Origin of the sequence: Nocardia sp. NPDC005825 (genome assembly GCF_040630175.1) — a bacterium.
In the GTDB taxonomy this organism is placed as follows: domain Bacteria; phylum Actinomycetota; class Actinomycetes; order Mycobacteriales; family Mycobacteriaceae; genus Nocardia.
Genome location: NZ_JBEXXC010000002.1, coordinates 138,429 through 153,078 on the forward strand (window position 1 = coordinate 138,429; position 14,650 = coordinate 153,078).

Genomic DNA, 14,650 nt, shown 5'->3' on the forward strand with positions numbered 1-14,650 from the left:
GGCGGGTGGTCCGGGCGGGGCGAGTTACACCGTCACCCCTTCCGCAGGGCGCCCAGGTGCGCCTCGATGGCCTTCACGGCCTGGCCTACCCCGTCCTCGGCGGCGATCCGGGCGGCCAGCCGAGTCGCGTTGTCGCGCAGCGCGGTGTCGGTGGTGGCGCGCCGGAGGGCGTCGGTGAGCCGGTCCTCGGACATCTTCGAGTACGGGATGGTCGCCGGGCTGACGCCCAGATCGATGAGGCGCTGCGCCCAGAACGGCTGATCGGCGTAGACGGGCGCGCCGATGGCCGGAACGCCGGCGCGCAGGCCCGCGGCGGTGGTGCCCGCGCCGCAGTGGTGGACCACCGCCGCCATGCGCGGGAACAGCCAATCGTGCGGGGCCTCACCGATGGTCAGCACGTCGTCGCCGGTGACGTCGAGGTTGAGCCAGCCGCTCTGCACGACGCCGCGTACGCCCGCCCGGCGCAGCGCCCCAGCGATGATCCGTCCGGTGCGGGCGGTGCCTTCCTTGCTGTCGGCCATGCTGCCGAACCCGATGAACACCGGCGGTGGACCGGCGGCCAGGAAATCGGTCAGTTCGGCGGTCGGTTCCCAGCCGTCGGGGCGCGGCGGCCACCAGTAGCCGGTGACTTCCAGGCCGGCCCGCCAATCGGCCGGGCGCGGTACGACACTGGGGGAGTAGCCGTTGAGCATCGGCCAGCCCGCCGCGGTCCGGGCCCGGCGCAGGTCGTACACCGAGATCGGCGGCAGCCCGAGTTCGCGGCGGAAGAAGGCGACGGTGCTCGCGTAGAAGCGGTCGTTGAACCAGGCCCCGAAATCGGCGGCCAGACGGTTACCGCGGGCGCCGAAATCGTAAGCGCCGTAACCGGAAGGCGCGTGCTCGGCGGTGGCGGACAAGGGCTGGAAGCGCAGCCCGATCGAGGGGATGCCCTTGGCCTCCGCCAGTGCCAGGCCCGCGTATTCCGTCGGCGGCGGCAGCAGCAGGACATCGGCGGGCTCGTCGATCAGCGCCCGGATCATGCCCAGACCGAGACTGCGAACTCCCTTGGGGGAGGAGAACTTCCAGCCCGCGGAGAGTCGATTGACATCCGGATCGGTCATGTCGATGTCGATATCGTGGGTCATCTCCCGGAATTCGAGCCCGCATCCGGCGATCTGCTCCGCGAACAGGGTGTGCGCGGCCACCACCACCTCGTGTCCCGCGTCGCGCAGCCCCACGCCCAGCCCGGTCAGCGGCGCGATGTCGCCGCGACTGCCGATGCCGACCAGAACGATCCTGCTCATCGGACCTCCACACTCTCGAGAATGGTCAGCCAGCGGGTGACGATGGCCCGCATCCGATCCGCGCCGATGCCGCCGTCGGGGGAGTGCACCGAATAGTGCACCTGTTCCACGCCTTCGGGCTTGCTGGTGCCCAGGAACAGGCTCATGTCGAACATCTTCAACCGGGCCTGCTCCCGCGAATGCGCGTCCGGAATCCACACGCCCACGTCGCCGAGGAAGTTGAAGTAGAACTTGGGCGAGTTGAAAGTCAGGAAATGCGACCAGCTTTCGGGGTGATGCCAGCGCAGCAGCGTGAAATCCTCGGGGTGTGTGGGATACCCGTCGAGGGCGTCGTGCAGCCGGTCGCCCAGGGTGCCGGTGGCGGGGCGCAGCAGCCACGGGTAGTCGTCGGAGATCCAGGCGACCGTCCGCGACAGGTCGGTGCCGGGCCGCAGGCGGCTGTAGCGGCCGTGCTTCTGCACGGTGATGGGCCGGGCCACGCCGGTCGCATCCTCGATGGCCAAACCCAGTGTGACGAGCAGGATCCGGGTGTAACTGGCCCCGAGCGCGGCGGGCAGTTCGACCAGCAGCCGCTGTGCCAGCGCGCCGTCGATGACGCCGTCGAAGTGCGCCGACTTCGGGGTGGCGGGCCGGTCCAGGGTGGTCGGTTCGATGTCGGAGGCGGCCAGCCAGTAGTCGCGTTCGCCGACCCGGGTCTTCGCGTACTCGTCGAGGAATTCCGCCCACTCCGATCCGGTGATCGGTTCCGGCGGCAGCGCGATCTCCTCGCCCGCCGCCCATTGCCGGGCGTAGGTGGCGATGTCCTCCCACAGCACCCACATGGAGATGCCGTCGATGGCGATGTGGTGGGCGGTGAACAGCAGGATGTTCACGTCGAAGGAGCGGGTGAGCAGTACCGCGGTGACGATCTTCCCGGCGGTGGGGTCCAGCCGCAGATTGGCCGCGGCGGACTGCTCCTGGATGAGGGTGGTGAGCGCCTCGGCGTCGAGGTCCTCGATGTCGATGGCCCGCACGTCGACCCGGGCGGGGTCGATGACGCCGCCGGATTCGGGCTCGATCTCGCAGAACGCGTTCTCGCCGTAGCTGTATCGGCTGCGCAGCGATTCGTGGGTGTCGATCAGGGTGTTGATCAGCTTCCGCGCGTCCTCGAGGCCCATGCCGACCGGAACCGGGCAGGGGATGGTGACACCGAAGACGGCGGGATTCTCGTCCCAGGTCAGGAACTTCTTGGCGGCGGCCGTCAGCCGCCCGGGGCGCAGATCTGTCATGAACTTCCTCTTGCCGGTTGTCGGGTCATCGAACGGTGGTGAGGGACAGCACGTCCTCGCCCAGCAGGCGCAGACTGTCCCAGCCCGCCTCGATCGGAAGGCCGCCGATCAGCGGGTTCATCAGGATCTCGGTGCGCCCGGCCGCGATCTGGTCGCGCAGCTGCGCCGGGGTGAGGATCTCCAGATAGCCGTGGGCGCGCAGGGACTCGACCGAATCCGGCACGGCGTCGTGCGGGCGGTGAATGCCCTCGCGACCCCACGACGCGTACTCGCGGATCTCGGTGAGAATGTGCGGGGCGAAGTCGTGCCAGGCCCGATCCGGGTCCTCGTGCAGCAGGGTGTGGCGGCTGTCCGGTTCGGGCTTGTGGATGTAACCGCTGGTGCCGCAGCGGATCAGCTCCCGCTCGTAGAGCTCCTCCACCTCCGGCGCGGGCAGGGGCAGCGCCAGCCCGAGCCCGAAGCGCGCGGCCCGCCGGGCGGTCGCCGGGCTCATTCCGGCGATGAGCAGATGCGGATGCGGCTTACTGAACGGCTTGGGCGTGACGTCGAAGGACTGCCCGCCGCGCCGCATCGGCTCGTCGCGCCAGGCCGCGAGCATGATCTCCAGCGCCTCGTCCATGAGCTTGCCGCGGCGCGTGAAATCCTTTCCGAGCGCGGCATATTCGGCCGGTCGGTACCCGATCGCGGCGAGAACGGTGAGCCGCCCGCCTGCCAGATTGTCGAGCACCGCCAGATCCTCGGCCAGCCGCACCGGGTCGTACAGCGGCACGATCAACGCCCCGATGCTGATCCGGATCCGCTCGGTGCGGGCCGCCACCGCCGACGCCATCAGCAGCGGCGCGGGCAGCCAGCCGGTGCCCGACCCGTGATGCTCCTCGACATTCACCACAGCGAACCCGACCCGCTCGGCGTACTCGGCCATCGCGAGCGCGGCCCGATACCGCTCGTGATTCCCGGCCCGAGGGTCGTCGACATTGGTCATATTGAGCTTGAGCGCCGCCACCACGTTCATGCCAAGCAATATCGAATGACCCAGTGCCCCAGGACAACCTGCGGAGAAGCCCCAGTCGATTGCCGTGCCCGGGGGCGCCACCACCGGCAGAGGTGCGCGGTGTCGCGCTGCCACCGGCGGGGGTACTCACCGGTGTGGCGACTACTCCCGGGGTTCGTCGAGCAGGCCGAGTTGGGCTGCGCGCACCCCGATCTGGAAGCGGCTGCGCACGTCCAAGCGGGTCATGAGGTCGGCGATGTGGCGGCGGTAGGTGCGCAGCGACATATCGAGTCGGCGGGCGGCTGTCTCATCGATGAGGCCCAGGTTGAGGGTGTTGAGGACGGTGCGGGCGGTGGGGCTCAGGTCGATGGGGTCGGTGGGGACGCGGCCGGCGAGGCCGTGGCCGGATTGCCAGCTGAGCAGGGCGAATTGGTGCAGGGCGCGGAGCAGGGCCGGTTCGCGGACCAGGTAGGCGTAGGGGTGGTCGGCTCCGGCGCCGCTCCACAGCACCGCGACGGTGCGGTCGAGGATCAGGACGTTGTGGAAGTCGTTGTCGGTGACGCGGATCTGCGCGCCGAGCGAGGATTGGCGCAGCAGCGGTTGGTGGTCGCGGATCTCCAGATAGTCGGGGGAGTAGAGGAGCCGGACCTCCTTGCCCGCGGCCAGCAGGTCGTCGACGACCACCTGGCCCAGGCGGAGGTGATCGGTGGAGCGGGTGGGGTTCGACACCGCCACCACCGCCTCGCGCCGGGCGTAGCGGAGCAGGTGGTGGACGTCCTGGTCCCAGTGCCCGTCCTGGCTGAACCGGACGATCCCGGTGGCCGGATGCCCGGTCGCTCCGGTCGGCTGTCGCTGCATCACTTCCCCGATCCTGGCAGGTGACCGGGGGTTTCCCTGGAATCTGGCAGCTTCCTGCCACCGGGGCGGATCCGGCCCGGCCGATTCCTACCTTCCATTTATGCACATCAGTTCGAGCGAAGAACAGCACCGCCTGCGCAAGCGCCTGCGCGAGTATTTCGCCGACCTCGCCACCCCCGACGTGCGGGCGGCGCTGCGGTCGGGGCCGGGCGGGGAGCACGGCGACGGAACCGTCTACAAGGAGGTGGTGCGCCGGTTGGGCGCGGACGGCTGGCTGGTCCTGGGATGGCCGGAAGAGTATGGCGGACAGGGACGTTCGATGCTCGATCAGCTCGTCTTCCTGGACGAGGCCGCGGCCGCCGGCGTGCCGCTGCCGTACCTGACCGTGAACACAGTCGGGCCGACCATCATGCGCTACGGTACCGAGGAACAGAAGGCCTATTTCCTGCCGCGGATCGCCCGGGGCGACCTGCATTTCTCCATCGGCTATTCGGAGCCGAACGCGGGCACCGACCTGGCCTCCCTGCGCACCCGCGCGGTGCGCGACGGCGACGAATGGGTGGTCAACGGCGAGAAGATGTGGACCAGCCTCATCGAATACGCCGACTACGTCTGGCTCGCCGCGCGCACCGATCCGGCGGCGGGCAAGCACGCCGGGCTGTCGATCTTCATCGTTCCGACCACCGCGCAAGGGTTCTCGTGGACGAAGGTGCACACCATGGCCGGTGTCGGCACCAGCGCGACCTACTACTCCGACGTGCGGGTGCCCGGGGCGAACCTGGTGCATGGGGAGAACCGGGGCTGGGCGCTGATCACCAATCAGCTCAATCACGAACGGGTGGCGCTGGCCTCGGCCGCGCCGCTCGAAGAGTCGCTGCGGCAGGTCGTCGCGTGGGCGCGCGCCACCACACTGCCGGACGGGACCCGGGTCATGGACGCCGAATGGGTGCGCCTGCACCTGGCCCGCGTACACGCCCATACCGAGTACCTGAAGCTGCGGAACTGGCGGACCGCGTGGGCCGCCGATCGCGGCGAGCTCGGCCCGGCGGACGCCTCGGCCACCAAGGTGTTCGGCACCGAATTCGCCATCGAGGGCTACCGCCTGCTCATGGAGGTGCTCGGGGCCGCGGCCGTGCTGCGCGCCGATTCCCCGGGCGCACTGCTGCTCGGACGACTCGAACGGTTCCATCGCTCCGCGCTCATCCTGACCTTCGGCGGCGGGATCAACGAGGTGCAGCGCGACATCATCGCCAAGAACGCCCTCGGGCTGCCCGTCACCCGCTGAGCCGAACACAGGAGCAGGACAATGGATTTCGAATACACCGAGGCGCAGCGGGACCTGTCGGGACTGGCCCGCGAACTGCTCACCGACTGGGCCGGGCGGCATCGCAACCCGGATGACACCGGGTTCGACGCGGAGCTGTGGGGTGCGATGGCCGGCGCGGGACTGCTGGACACGGCGCTGCCCGAGCAGGCGGGCGGCGGCGGGTACGGGCTGCTCGAACAGTGCAGCGTGCTGATCGAGATCGGCCGGACCGTCGCGCCCGCACCGTATGCCACGAGCATCGCCGTGGTCGCGGCGGCGCTGGCCGAATTCGGCGACGACTCGCAGGTGCGGCGCTGGCTGCGGCCGATGCTGCGGGGTGAGAATACGCTCGCGCCAGCACTGGCCCGCGACTTCGCGTCCTTCGAGGCCGAACGCGGCGAGAAGGGCTGGCGAGTCCGGGGTTCCCACTCGGTGGTCGCGGCGGGAGCCTTCGCCGACGGCTACCTGATCGAGGCTCGAAGCGGGGCGAACTCGGTTCTGCTCCTGGTGGATCGGGAGGCCGAGGGCGTCACGGTCACCCGGCAGCACGCGGTGAACGGCACCGACGCGGCTCTGTTGGAACTGGATGCCGTCCTGGTCCCGCGGGCCGACGCGATCTCAGCGCCCGAAGCGCCCGCGTGGGCCCGTCGCCGCGCGGCCCTGGCCGTCTGCGCCCACCAGTTGGGCGTCCTCGAACGGGCGCTGGAGATGACAGCCGAATATGCCCGCACCAGAAAACAATTCGACAAGCCGATCGGCGCGTTCCAGGCGGTGCGTCAGCGTCTGGCCGACGCCTACATCGATGTCGAGGCCGTCCGCCTGACCCTGTGGCAGGCCGCCTGGCGGGAATCGCGGGGCCTGGCCGCGGAATCCGAGATCGACGTGGCGAAGTTCTGGGCGTCGGAGGCGGGTCACCGCGTCGCGCACACGGCCGTCCACGTGCACGCCGGCACCGGCATCTACCTCGACTATCCGATGCAGCGCTACTTCACGGCCGCCAAACGAGCCGAGTTCGAATCGGGGACGGCCACAGCGCACCTGCGCGGCCTCGGTCTGGCCCTGGATGCCCCGGCGTGATCGCGGGTGATGCGGTGGAGCCGTCGCCGCGGTGGGCGACGGCCGTCCGACCCGCATGAACCGAATGCGCACCCCTCGTGACGCATGCGGTCATGACCTCATCGCGCGCGGGAACCCCGGAGGTTGCAGCTCCGGGGCGCCCGCGTGGATGCAGGTTCCCACGGGCCGATAAAAAGCGAATAAACGTTCTCTATGGTTGGTCCGGGCCTGGTGAGAACAGGGTCGCGGGGGTCGGGGCGGGCAGTCCGGCGCGACGGAAGATCTCGGCGGCGTCGGCGTGCTCGCGGGCGGCGGCCTCGGCGTCGCCGGTGCGGGCGGTGGCCCGCAGGAACAGGGCGCGGGCCCGGTCGAGGGGGTCGGCGGCCTTGCTCAGCAGCCGCAGGGCCTGGGTCGCCTCGGATTCCGCGGCGGCGTCGTGCCCGGCGCGCAGGTGGATCTGGGCCAGCCGGGTGCGCGCCCAGCCCTCCCACAGCCGCACGCCGTTGCGGTGTGTCATGCGCACAGCGTCGGCCGCCAGCTCGAGCGCGAGCTCGTGGTCGTCGAGCATGGACCGGGTGGCCGCCAATTCGTGGGTGGCCCAGCCCAGCGCGACCGCGTTGGACGACTCCTGGGCCAGCGCGATGGCCCGCTCGGCCACCGCCACCGCCTCGGCGTACTGCCCGGATTCGCACAGGGTGCGGGTGGCCAGCGCCAGGATCCAGGCTTCCAGCGAGCGGTCGTCCAGCGCCCGGGTCCAGGCGATGGCATTGGCGTAGTGCCGGTGCGAGTCCTTGGTATTGCCGACGCGCCGATCCGCCACCCCGAGCAGGATCTCGGCCAGCACCTGGAGCCGCCGCTCGGCGTCGTCGGCGGGCTGCGAGATGGGTTGCAGGAATTCGAGACTGGCCTCGACCTCGCCGAGCCCGATCTGCATCATGGCGCCCAGCGCCACCCGCAGCCGCCGGGAGCTGGCGTGATCGTCGTCCCGGACCGCGGTGTCCAGCAAGGCTTTCAGGCCGTCGGCGAGTTCGCGGGCGCGGCTGCCGGTGTCCATCAGCTCGGCCATCACCCAGGCCAGATCCGCGGCCAGCGCCACCGCCCGGCCGCCCAGCCGGGCAGCCTGCCGGTACAGGGCGATGATCACCGGGCGCTCGATATCGTTCCAGGACTGGCCTTCCACGCCGCCGGCGAAGGTGTGGCCGGGGACGGTGGTCGGCACCAGCAGCAGGGTGGTGTTGCTGTAATCCAGTGCGCCGAGCAGGTTCTTGGTGCTGGCCAGGTAGTAGTCCAGCAGGCGGGCCACGATCTCGGCCTCGCTCTCACCGCCGTCGTGGCTTCCCGCCAGGCGTGCGGCGAACAGCCGCAGCAGGTCGTGGAAGCGGTAGCGGCCGGGCGCGGGCGTCTCCAGCAGGCTCAGATCCACCAGGGATTCGCACACCAGCTCGGCCTGGGGCACCGGGACGCCCAGCAGCGCGGCGGCGCCGTCTACCGGGAAGTCGGGCACATCGGCGCGGGCGAGGGTGCGGAAAGCCCTGGCCTGCTCGGTGTTCAGCTGGCCGTACCCGAGCCGGAACGCCGCCTCCAGGGTGAGATCGCCGGTCTGCAGCACCTCCAGCCGCTGGTTCTCGTCGGCCAGCCGCGCGACCAGGGAGGCGATGGTCCACTGCGGCCGTACCGCCAGCCGCGCGCCGACGATCCGCACCGCCAGCGGCAGGCACGCGCACAGCTCGATCACCGCGAACGCCGCATCCTGCTCGGCGGCAACGCGTTCGGCGCCGAGGATGCGGGTCAGCAGGGTCATGGCCTCCGCGGGTTCGAGGACGTCGAGGCGGGTGCGGCGGACCGCGGGCAGCTCGGTGAGCGCGGAGCGGCTGGTGATCAGGACCGCGGTGCCGGGCGTACCGGGCAGCAGCGGCGATACCTGGGCGGCGTCGCGGGCATTGTCGAGGACCATGAGAATCCGCTTGTCGCTCAACAGGGTTCGCAGGTGCGCGGCCCGATCGTCGACGGCGGGAGGGATATCGCCCTCGGCGACCCCGAGGCCGCGCAGGAATCCGCCCAGGGCGTCGCCGGTGGGCAGTGGGTCGGGGTCCACGCCGCGCAGGTTCACGTACAGCTGGCCGTCGGGGAATCGGTCGCGCACCTGGTGGGCGATGTGCAGGGCCAGGGTGGTCTTGCCGACCCCGCCCATGCCGCCGACCGCGGAGATGGCCACCGCCGGTCCGCCACCGGTGAGCTGGGCCGCGATCTGCTCGGCCACCCGGGAGCGGCCGGTGAAATCGGCGATGTCGGGCGGCAATTGGGCCGGGGCGAGCCGAGTGGGGGCCGGTCGCGCCACGCTGGGCAGGTCGGCGCGCAGGATGCGGGCGTGCACCTCGCTCAGTTCCGGGCCGGGTTCCACGCCGACGCCGTCGACCAGGGCGCGGCGGGCGCGGCCGTATTCGTCGAGCGCCTCGGCCTGTCGGCCGCAGTGGTAGAGGGCGGTCATGAGCAGCGCGCGGAAGCGTTCCCGCAGCGGATGTTCCTCGATGAGCGGGCCCAGTTCGGCGACCGCCTCGGCGCTGCGGCCGGTTTCGATGTCGAGGGCGAGGCGGTCCTCCAGGATGGACAGCCGCCACTGCTCGAGCCGGGCGCGCTGGCGTTCGGCGTAGGGGCCCGGCAGACCGCCGAGCGCCGCGCCCTGCCAGCGCGACAGCGCCGATTCGAGGGTGCCGCGGGCGCTGTCGGGGTCCTCGTGCCGCAGTCGTTCGGCGGCCGCGACCTGGCCGGCGACGTCGTGAATGTCGGTGCGGCCGGGCGGTAGTCGCAGCACGTAGCCATCGCCGACGGAGACCAGCAGACTGGAGGGGCCGCGATTGGCGCGGTCGGGTTCGAGTTCGCGGCGGAGTTTGGCGACGTGGGTGCGCAGCGCGGGGACGGCGCGCAGCACCGGGTCCTCGCCCCAGATGCCCTCGACGAGTTCGGCGGCCGTGACCGCCTTGCCCTCGCGCAGCAACAGTGCGGCGAGCACCGCCCGCCGTTGTGGCGGGCCCAGATCCAGGGGCGTGTCCCCGCGCCATGCGCGGACCTCGCCCAGTACCGAGAACCTCAGCAAACCGACCTCCCCGTTCGGCAGTCTAGAGGGGCCGGGCCGCCGCCGATCAGCCGCCTGTCCTGCACCGATCCTCACCTTTCGTCGCTCCGGAACCGGACCCGCCGCCGCGGACCGCCTACATCCTGCGCGCCACCGGGCCGATTGGTGGGCCATTGGCCGGTTCCAAGCCGCCGGACCGACTCTGATGGTGGGCGACGAACCGGACGCCCTCGAATCCCTGGAGGCATCCCATGCGGTTGAAGTCCGCCGCCGTCATCGCCGTCTGCGCCCTGTCACTGGGCATGGCCGCCTGCGAGGCGGCGCACACGCCCACCGGTCCCGGCGGCGTCGGCACGCCCGCGGTGACCGGTGACCCGATGGTCGATCCGTCGACATCGATTCCGCGCAGCCGCTGACCCGGGACGCCATCCGCACCGACCGTCAGCAGGGCCCGACCGTGCTCGCCACGCCGATCGAAACCGGACAGCCGCTATCGGTGCCCCGTAACCTGGGGAGGTGGCAATCGGTGACACGTCGCGCGCTGCGACGCGGCCCGGAATCGCGTTGGCCACGGTCACCGCGGTCCTGTTCGTTACCTTCCTCGACACGACCGTCGTCAGCGTCGCGCTGGCCGACATCCGCTCGGATCTGAGCACCGATGTCCAACTGCTGCAATGGGTCGTCAACGCCTACACGCTGGTGTTCGCGAGCCTGATGCTCGCCGCCGGATCACTCGGCGACCGGTGGGGCCGCAAACGGGTGATGGTGATCGGCCTGGTGATCTTCGGTGCGGGATCGGTGATTTCGGCGCTCGCCACGAGCGTGCCGGTGCTGATTCTCGGGCGCGCGGTCATGGGACTGGGGGCCGCCGCGTCCGAGCCGGGCACGTTGTCGGTGCTGCGGCAGGTGTTCCCCGAGGCGCGAACCCGCGCGAAGGCGCTGGGGGTGTGGGCGGCGGTGTCCGGGCTGGCGCTGGCCGCGGGGCCGGTGCTCGGCGGCGCGCTCGTCGGGGCGTGGGGGTGGCGGTCGATCTTCTGGTTCAACCTGATCATCGGGGTCGTGGTGCTGGCGGCGGCGCTGCGGTATGTGCCCGAGAGCGCGGATCCGCGACCGGGGCAGATGGATTGGCTCGGGTCGCTGCTCGGCGCGATCTTCCTGGGCACGGTGATCTTCGCGGCGATCACGGGCGAGAGCCGGGGGTATGACGCGCCGTCGGTGATCGCGTTGTTCGTGGTGGGGGCGGTCGCGTTCGTGGCGTTCCTGATCGTCGAGACGCGAGTCCGCAACCCGGTCTTCGACTTCCGGTATCTGCGGCTGCCGCCGGTGCGCAGTGCGCTGGTGGTCGCGTTCGCGGTCTACTTCGGGGTCTTCTCGATCTTCTTCTTCACCGCGCTGTATCTGCAGGTGATGATCCACTATTCGGCCGGGCGCACGGCGGCGGTGTTCGCGCCGATGGCGGCCGCCATCGTGGCGGGGTCGCTGGCGGCGGGGTTCTGGGTGGCGCGCAGCGGGGCGCGGATGCCGATGATCGCAGGGTGCGTGCTGGGCGCGGGCGGGATTCTGCTGACCCGGCATTCGCTGGACGGCACGGTCGAATTCACGCCGCTCGCGATCACGCTGGCGGTGGCCGGGCTCGGATTCGGAATCGCGGTCGTGCCCTTGACCTCCGCCGTGCTGACCGGGGTGCCGGCGGAGCATTCGGGAATGGCCGCCGCGGCTACCAACACCATGCGGCAAGTGGGGGCGGCGGTCGGAGTCGCGGTGCTCGGGTCGCTGGTCAACGGGTTCCTCACCGCCGACCTGCGCGCTCGGATGACCGAGCTGGGGCTGCCGGACAATTTGCAACCGATCGCGATCGACGCGGTGGAACGTGGGCGCATCCCCGCGGGCGTCGACCTGGCCACGGCGCTGAAATACGCCCCGCACGTGAACGAGGTTCTGCAGACGGCGACGGTCGCGTTCCATCACGGACTGGATGTGGCGCTGCTGGTTTCGGCCGTCATGATCCTGGCCGCGGCGGTCTTCGTAGCCGTCAGCGGGTTCGGTCCGGCACGAAAATAACTGGCGCGAGAGGGCTTCCGCCGGGCAGCATGTCTCGCATGTTCCCGCAGTCCATCGCCGCATACCCCGCAGTCGCGGGTGCGATGGCTGCGCTCTACCTCCCGGTGCTCGCCCTGGCGGCATCCGCATTCGACGGCGCACGACGCTGACCTTCTCCGGGACGTCCCGGGACCTCAGACGGGGAAGGTCGGCTCGCTGCTGAGGTCCCCCTCGAACATCCCGGATGGAGAATTCATCATGGCCAAGCAGGCCTATGTCCGCACCAAGCCGCACCTGAACATCGGCACCATGGGTCACGTCGACCACGGCAAGACCACGCTGACCGCCGCCATCACGAAGGTGCTGGCGGAGCGCGGCGGCACCGCTTTCGTCCCCTTCGACCGCATCGACCGGGCGCCGGAGGAGATCGAGCGCGGCATCACCATCAATATCGCCCACGTCGAATACGAGACGGCGACACGGCATTACGCGCACGTGGACATGCCGGGGCACGCCGACTTCGTGAAGAACATGATCACCGGCGCGGCCCAGCTCGACGGGGCCATCCTGGTGGTGTCGGCGGACGACGGCGTGATGCCGCAGACCGCCGAGCACGTGCTGCTGGCGCGGCAGGTGGGCGTCGAGCACATCGTGGTCGCGCTCAACAAGTCCGACGTCGCCGACGGCGAGCTGCTGGAGCTGATCGAGCTCGAGGTGCGAGAGCTGTTGTCCGCCAATGGCTACGACGGCGACGGCGTACCCGTGGTGCCGGTATCCGGGCTGCGGGCGCTGGAGGGCGACCCGCACTGGTCCGACCAGCTGGTGCGGCTGCTCGACGCCGTCGACGAGTACGTGCCGATGCCGGAGCGCTACCTCGACGCGCCGTTCCTCATGCCCGTGGAGAACGTCCTCACCATCACCGGCCGCGGCACCGTCGTGACGGGTGCGGTGGAGCGCGGCGTGGTCCGGATGGGCGACAAGGTCGCGGTGCTGGGTTACGGCGGCGCGATCGAGGCCGTGGTCACCGGCGTCGAAACCTTCGGCCGCACCATGGAATCGGCCGAGGCCGGCGACAATGTGGCGCTGCTGCTGCGCGGTGTACAGCGCGGTCAGGTGGCGCGCGGCCAGGTGGTCGCGGCGGTGGGCAGCATCGCCGTGCACACCGGGTTCACCGCGCGCGTCCGGCTGCTGACCGCCGCGCAGGGCGGCCGGCGCACGCCCATCGCCAGCGGCTACCGCCCGCAGTTCTTCGTCCGCACGGGCGACGTCTCCGGGCAGGTGACGCTGCCGGAGGGGCGTGCCATGCCGGGCGACACCGTCGAACTGGCGGTGACCCTCGACCGCGCGGTCCCGCTGGAACCGGGGCTGGGATTCGCTGTGCGCGAAGGCAACCTGACGGTCGCCGCGGGCACGGTGCTCACGGTCGACGGGTAGGCGGCGCGTGAGAGTGGTCGAGGGCGGATCGAATCCGTCCTCGACCACCATCACCCGGCAGTGATGCGTCCTGGGGTTGGCCGCGATTCTCTGGTCCCCCGCCGCGATCGTCCACAACCATGGGCCCATGGAACGAGGGCACTACGGTGACGATCATCGGGCATTCGCCGAGCTGGCGAGGGGATTCGTGCGCAAGGAAGTCGCGCCGCACTACCTGGGCTGGGAAGAGGCCGGGATCGTGCCGCGGTCGGTGTTCGCGCGGGCCGGCGACCTGGGTCTGCTCGGATTCGCGGTGCCGCAGAGCTACGGTGGGCTGGGCGTCGCGGACTTCCGGTTCAACCAGATCCTCATCGAGGAATTCATGGAAGCCGACTGCGCGGGAGTCGGCCTGAACTTCGCGCTGCACAATGACATCTGCACGCCGTACCTGGTGGATCTGACGACCGAGGCACAGCGGGAGCGGTGGCTGCCGGGGTTCGTGGCGGGGACCCGGATCGCGGCTATCGGCATGACCGAGCCGGGCGCGGGATCCGATGTCGCCGGAATCCGCACGGCGGCAGTCGATATGGGTGATCACTTCGTGGTGAACGGTGCGAAGACCTTCATCACCAACGGCATCAACGCGGATCTGGTGATCACGGCGGTCCGGACCTCCGCCGAACGCCACACGGGGGTCACCGTGATGGTGCTCGAGCGCGGCATGGAGGGCTTCGAGCGTGGCCGCAACCTGGACAAGCTCGGTCTGCACTCCCAAGACACGGCCGAGCTCAACTTCACCGACGTCCGGGTGCCCAAGGAGAACGTGCTCGGGGAGGTGGGGCGCGGATTCACCTACCTGATGCGGAACCTTCCCCAGGAACGGATGCAGATCGCCGTCGCCTGCCTGGCGCGAGCCCGGGTCGCGTTGCGGACGACCATCGAATACGTCGGGGAACGTGAGGCTTTCGGACAGCCGATCGGGGCATTCCAGAACACCAAGTTCACACTCGCCGACGTGGCTACCGAGGTGTCGGTGGCGGAAGCGTTCATCGACAAGTGCGTGCTGGAATTGAATGCGGGGCGGTTGACGCCTGCTGATGCCGCCAAGGCCAAACTGTGGGCCTCGGAGATGGAGTTCCGTTGCATCGACCGGTGCCAGCAGCTGTTCGGAGGCTACGGGTACATGCGTGAGTATCCGATTGCGCGGATGGCGGCAGATGCGCGGATCACTCGGGTGTACGGCGGGACTTCCGAAATCATGCGGGAGATTATCGGACGGGATTTGCGGCTTACCGAACGGTCGTAATTATTCGATGGATATCTGAAAAGACCTGCTACACATGGTAATTCGATCACAGGTGA

At 70.1% G+C, this 14,650-nt stretch carries 11 protein-coding genes; 6 read left to right on the forward strand and 5 right to left on the reverse strand.

Annotation, left to right across the window (positions count from 1 at the left end; translation table 11 throughout):
• Nucleotides 1-32: 32 nt before the first annotated feature.
• From ABZ382_RS05290 to ABZ382_RS05305, 4 genes are all read right to left on the reverse strand, one after another.
• A complete protein-coding gene (locus ABZ382_RS05290) occupies nt 33-1,283 on the reverse strand; it encodes a glycosyltransferase (protein WP_357084411.1) in 1,251 nt (416 codons plus the stop codon).
• Complete coding sequence (locus tag ABZ382_RS05295; RefSeq protein WP_357084414.1) at nt 1,280-2,551, reverse strand: condensation domain-containing protein; 1,272 nt, start codon at nt 2,549-2,551, stop codon at nt 1,280-1,282. The genes ABZ382_RS05290 and ABZ382_RS05295 overlap by 4 nt, the downstream gene beginning before the upstream one ends.
• Nucleotides 2,552-2,576: 25 nt before the next feature.
• On the reverse strand, nt 2,577-3,563 hold the full coding sequence (locus ABZ382_RS05300) for an LLM class flavin-dependent oxidoreductase (RefSeq protein ID WP_357084417.1): 987 nt from the start codon (nt 3,561-3,563) through the stop codon (nt 2,577-2,579).
• 141 nt (nt 3,564-3,704) lie between these two features.
• Nucleotides 3,705-4,400 carry a hypothetical protein gene (locus ABZ382_RS05305; RefSeq protein WP_357084420.1) on the reverse strand — a complete coding sequence of 232 codons (696 nt, stop codon included), beginning with the start codon at nt 4,398-4,400 and terminating at the stop codon, nt 3,705-3,707.
• Between the two features lie 100 nt (nt 4,401-4,500).
• Between ABZ382_RS05305 and ABZ382_RS05310 the strand changes: the two genes are divergently transcribed.
• Both ABZ382_RS05310 and ABZ382_RS05315 read left to right on the forward strand, forming a co-directional pair.
• Complete coding sequence (locus tag ABZ382_RS05310; protein ID WP_357084423.1) at nt 4,501-5,685, forward strand: acyl-CoA dehydrogenase family protein; 1,185 nt, start codon at nt 4,501-4,503, stop codon at nt 5,683-5,685.
• Between the two features lie 21 nt (nt 5,686-5,706).
• Nucleotides 5,707-6,783 (forward strand): acyl-CoA dehydrogenase family protein, encoded by a 1,077-nt coding sequence (locus ABZ382_RS05315; protein WP_357084426.1) that lies wholly within the window; start codon nt 5,707-5,709, stop codon nt 6,781-6,783.
• Between the two features lie 190 nt (nt 6,784-6,973).
• Here ABZ382_RS05315 and ABZ382_RS05320 read toward each other — a convergent pair whose 3' ends face one another.
• Complete coding sequence (locus ABZ382_RS05320) at nt 6,974-9,856, reverse strand: BTAD domain-containing putative transcriptional regulator (RefSeq protein ID WP_357084429.1); 2,883 nt, start codon at nt 9,854-9,856, stop codon at nt 6,974-6,976.
• A 230-nt stretch (nt 9,857-10,086) separates the two neighbouring features.
• On the opposite strand from ABZ382_RS05320, the gene ABZ382_RS05325 reads away from it, so the two are divergent.
• From ABZ382_RS05325 to ABZ382_RS05340, 4 genes are all read left to right on the forward strand, one after another.
• The gene (locus ABZ382_RS05325; protein WP_357084432.1) at nt 10,087-10,251 is read left to right on the forward strand and encodes a hypothetical protein; all 165 of its coding nucleotides are present in this window, start codon (nt 10,087-10,089) and stop codon (nt 10,249-10,251) included.
• Nucleotides 10,252-10,351: 100 nt separating this feature from the next.
• Entirely contained in the window at nt 10,352-11,896 is a 1,545-nt protein-coding gene (locus ABZ382_RS05330; protein WP_357084435.1) for an MFS transporter, read from the forward strand.
• A gap of 237 nt (nt 11,897-12,133) precedes the next feature.
• Nucleotides 12,134-13,309, forward strand: coding sequence for an elongation factor Tu (tuf, locus tag ABZ382_RS05335; protein ID WP_357084438.1), 1,176 nt, complete (start codon nt 12,134-12,136; stop codon nt 13,307-13,309).
• A 127-nt stretch (nt 13,310-13,436) separates the two neighbouring features.
• Nucleotides 13,437-14,594 carry an acyl-CoA dehydrogenase family protein gene (locus ABZ382_RS05340; protein WP_357084441.1) on the forward strand — a complete coding sequence of 386 codons (1,158 nt, stop codon included), beginning with the start codon at nt 13,437-13,439 and terminating at the stop codon, nt 14,592-14,594.
• The last annotated feature ends 56 nt before the right edge of the window (nt 14,595-14,650 follow it).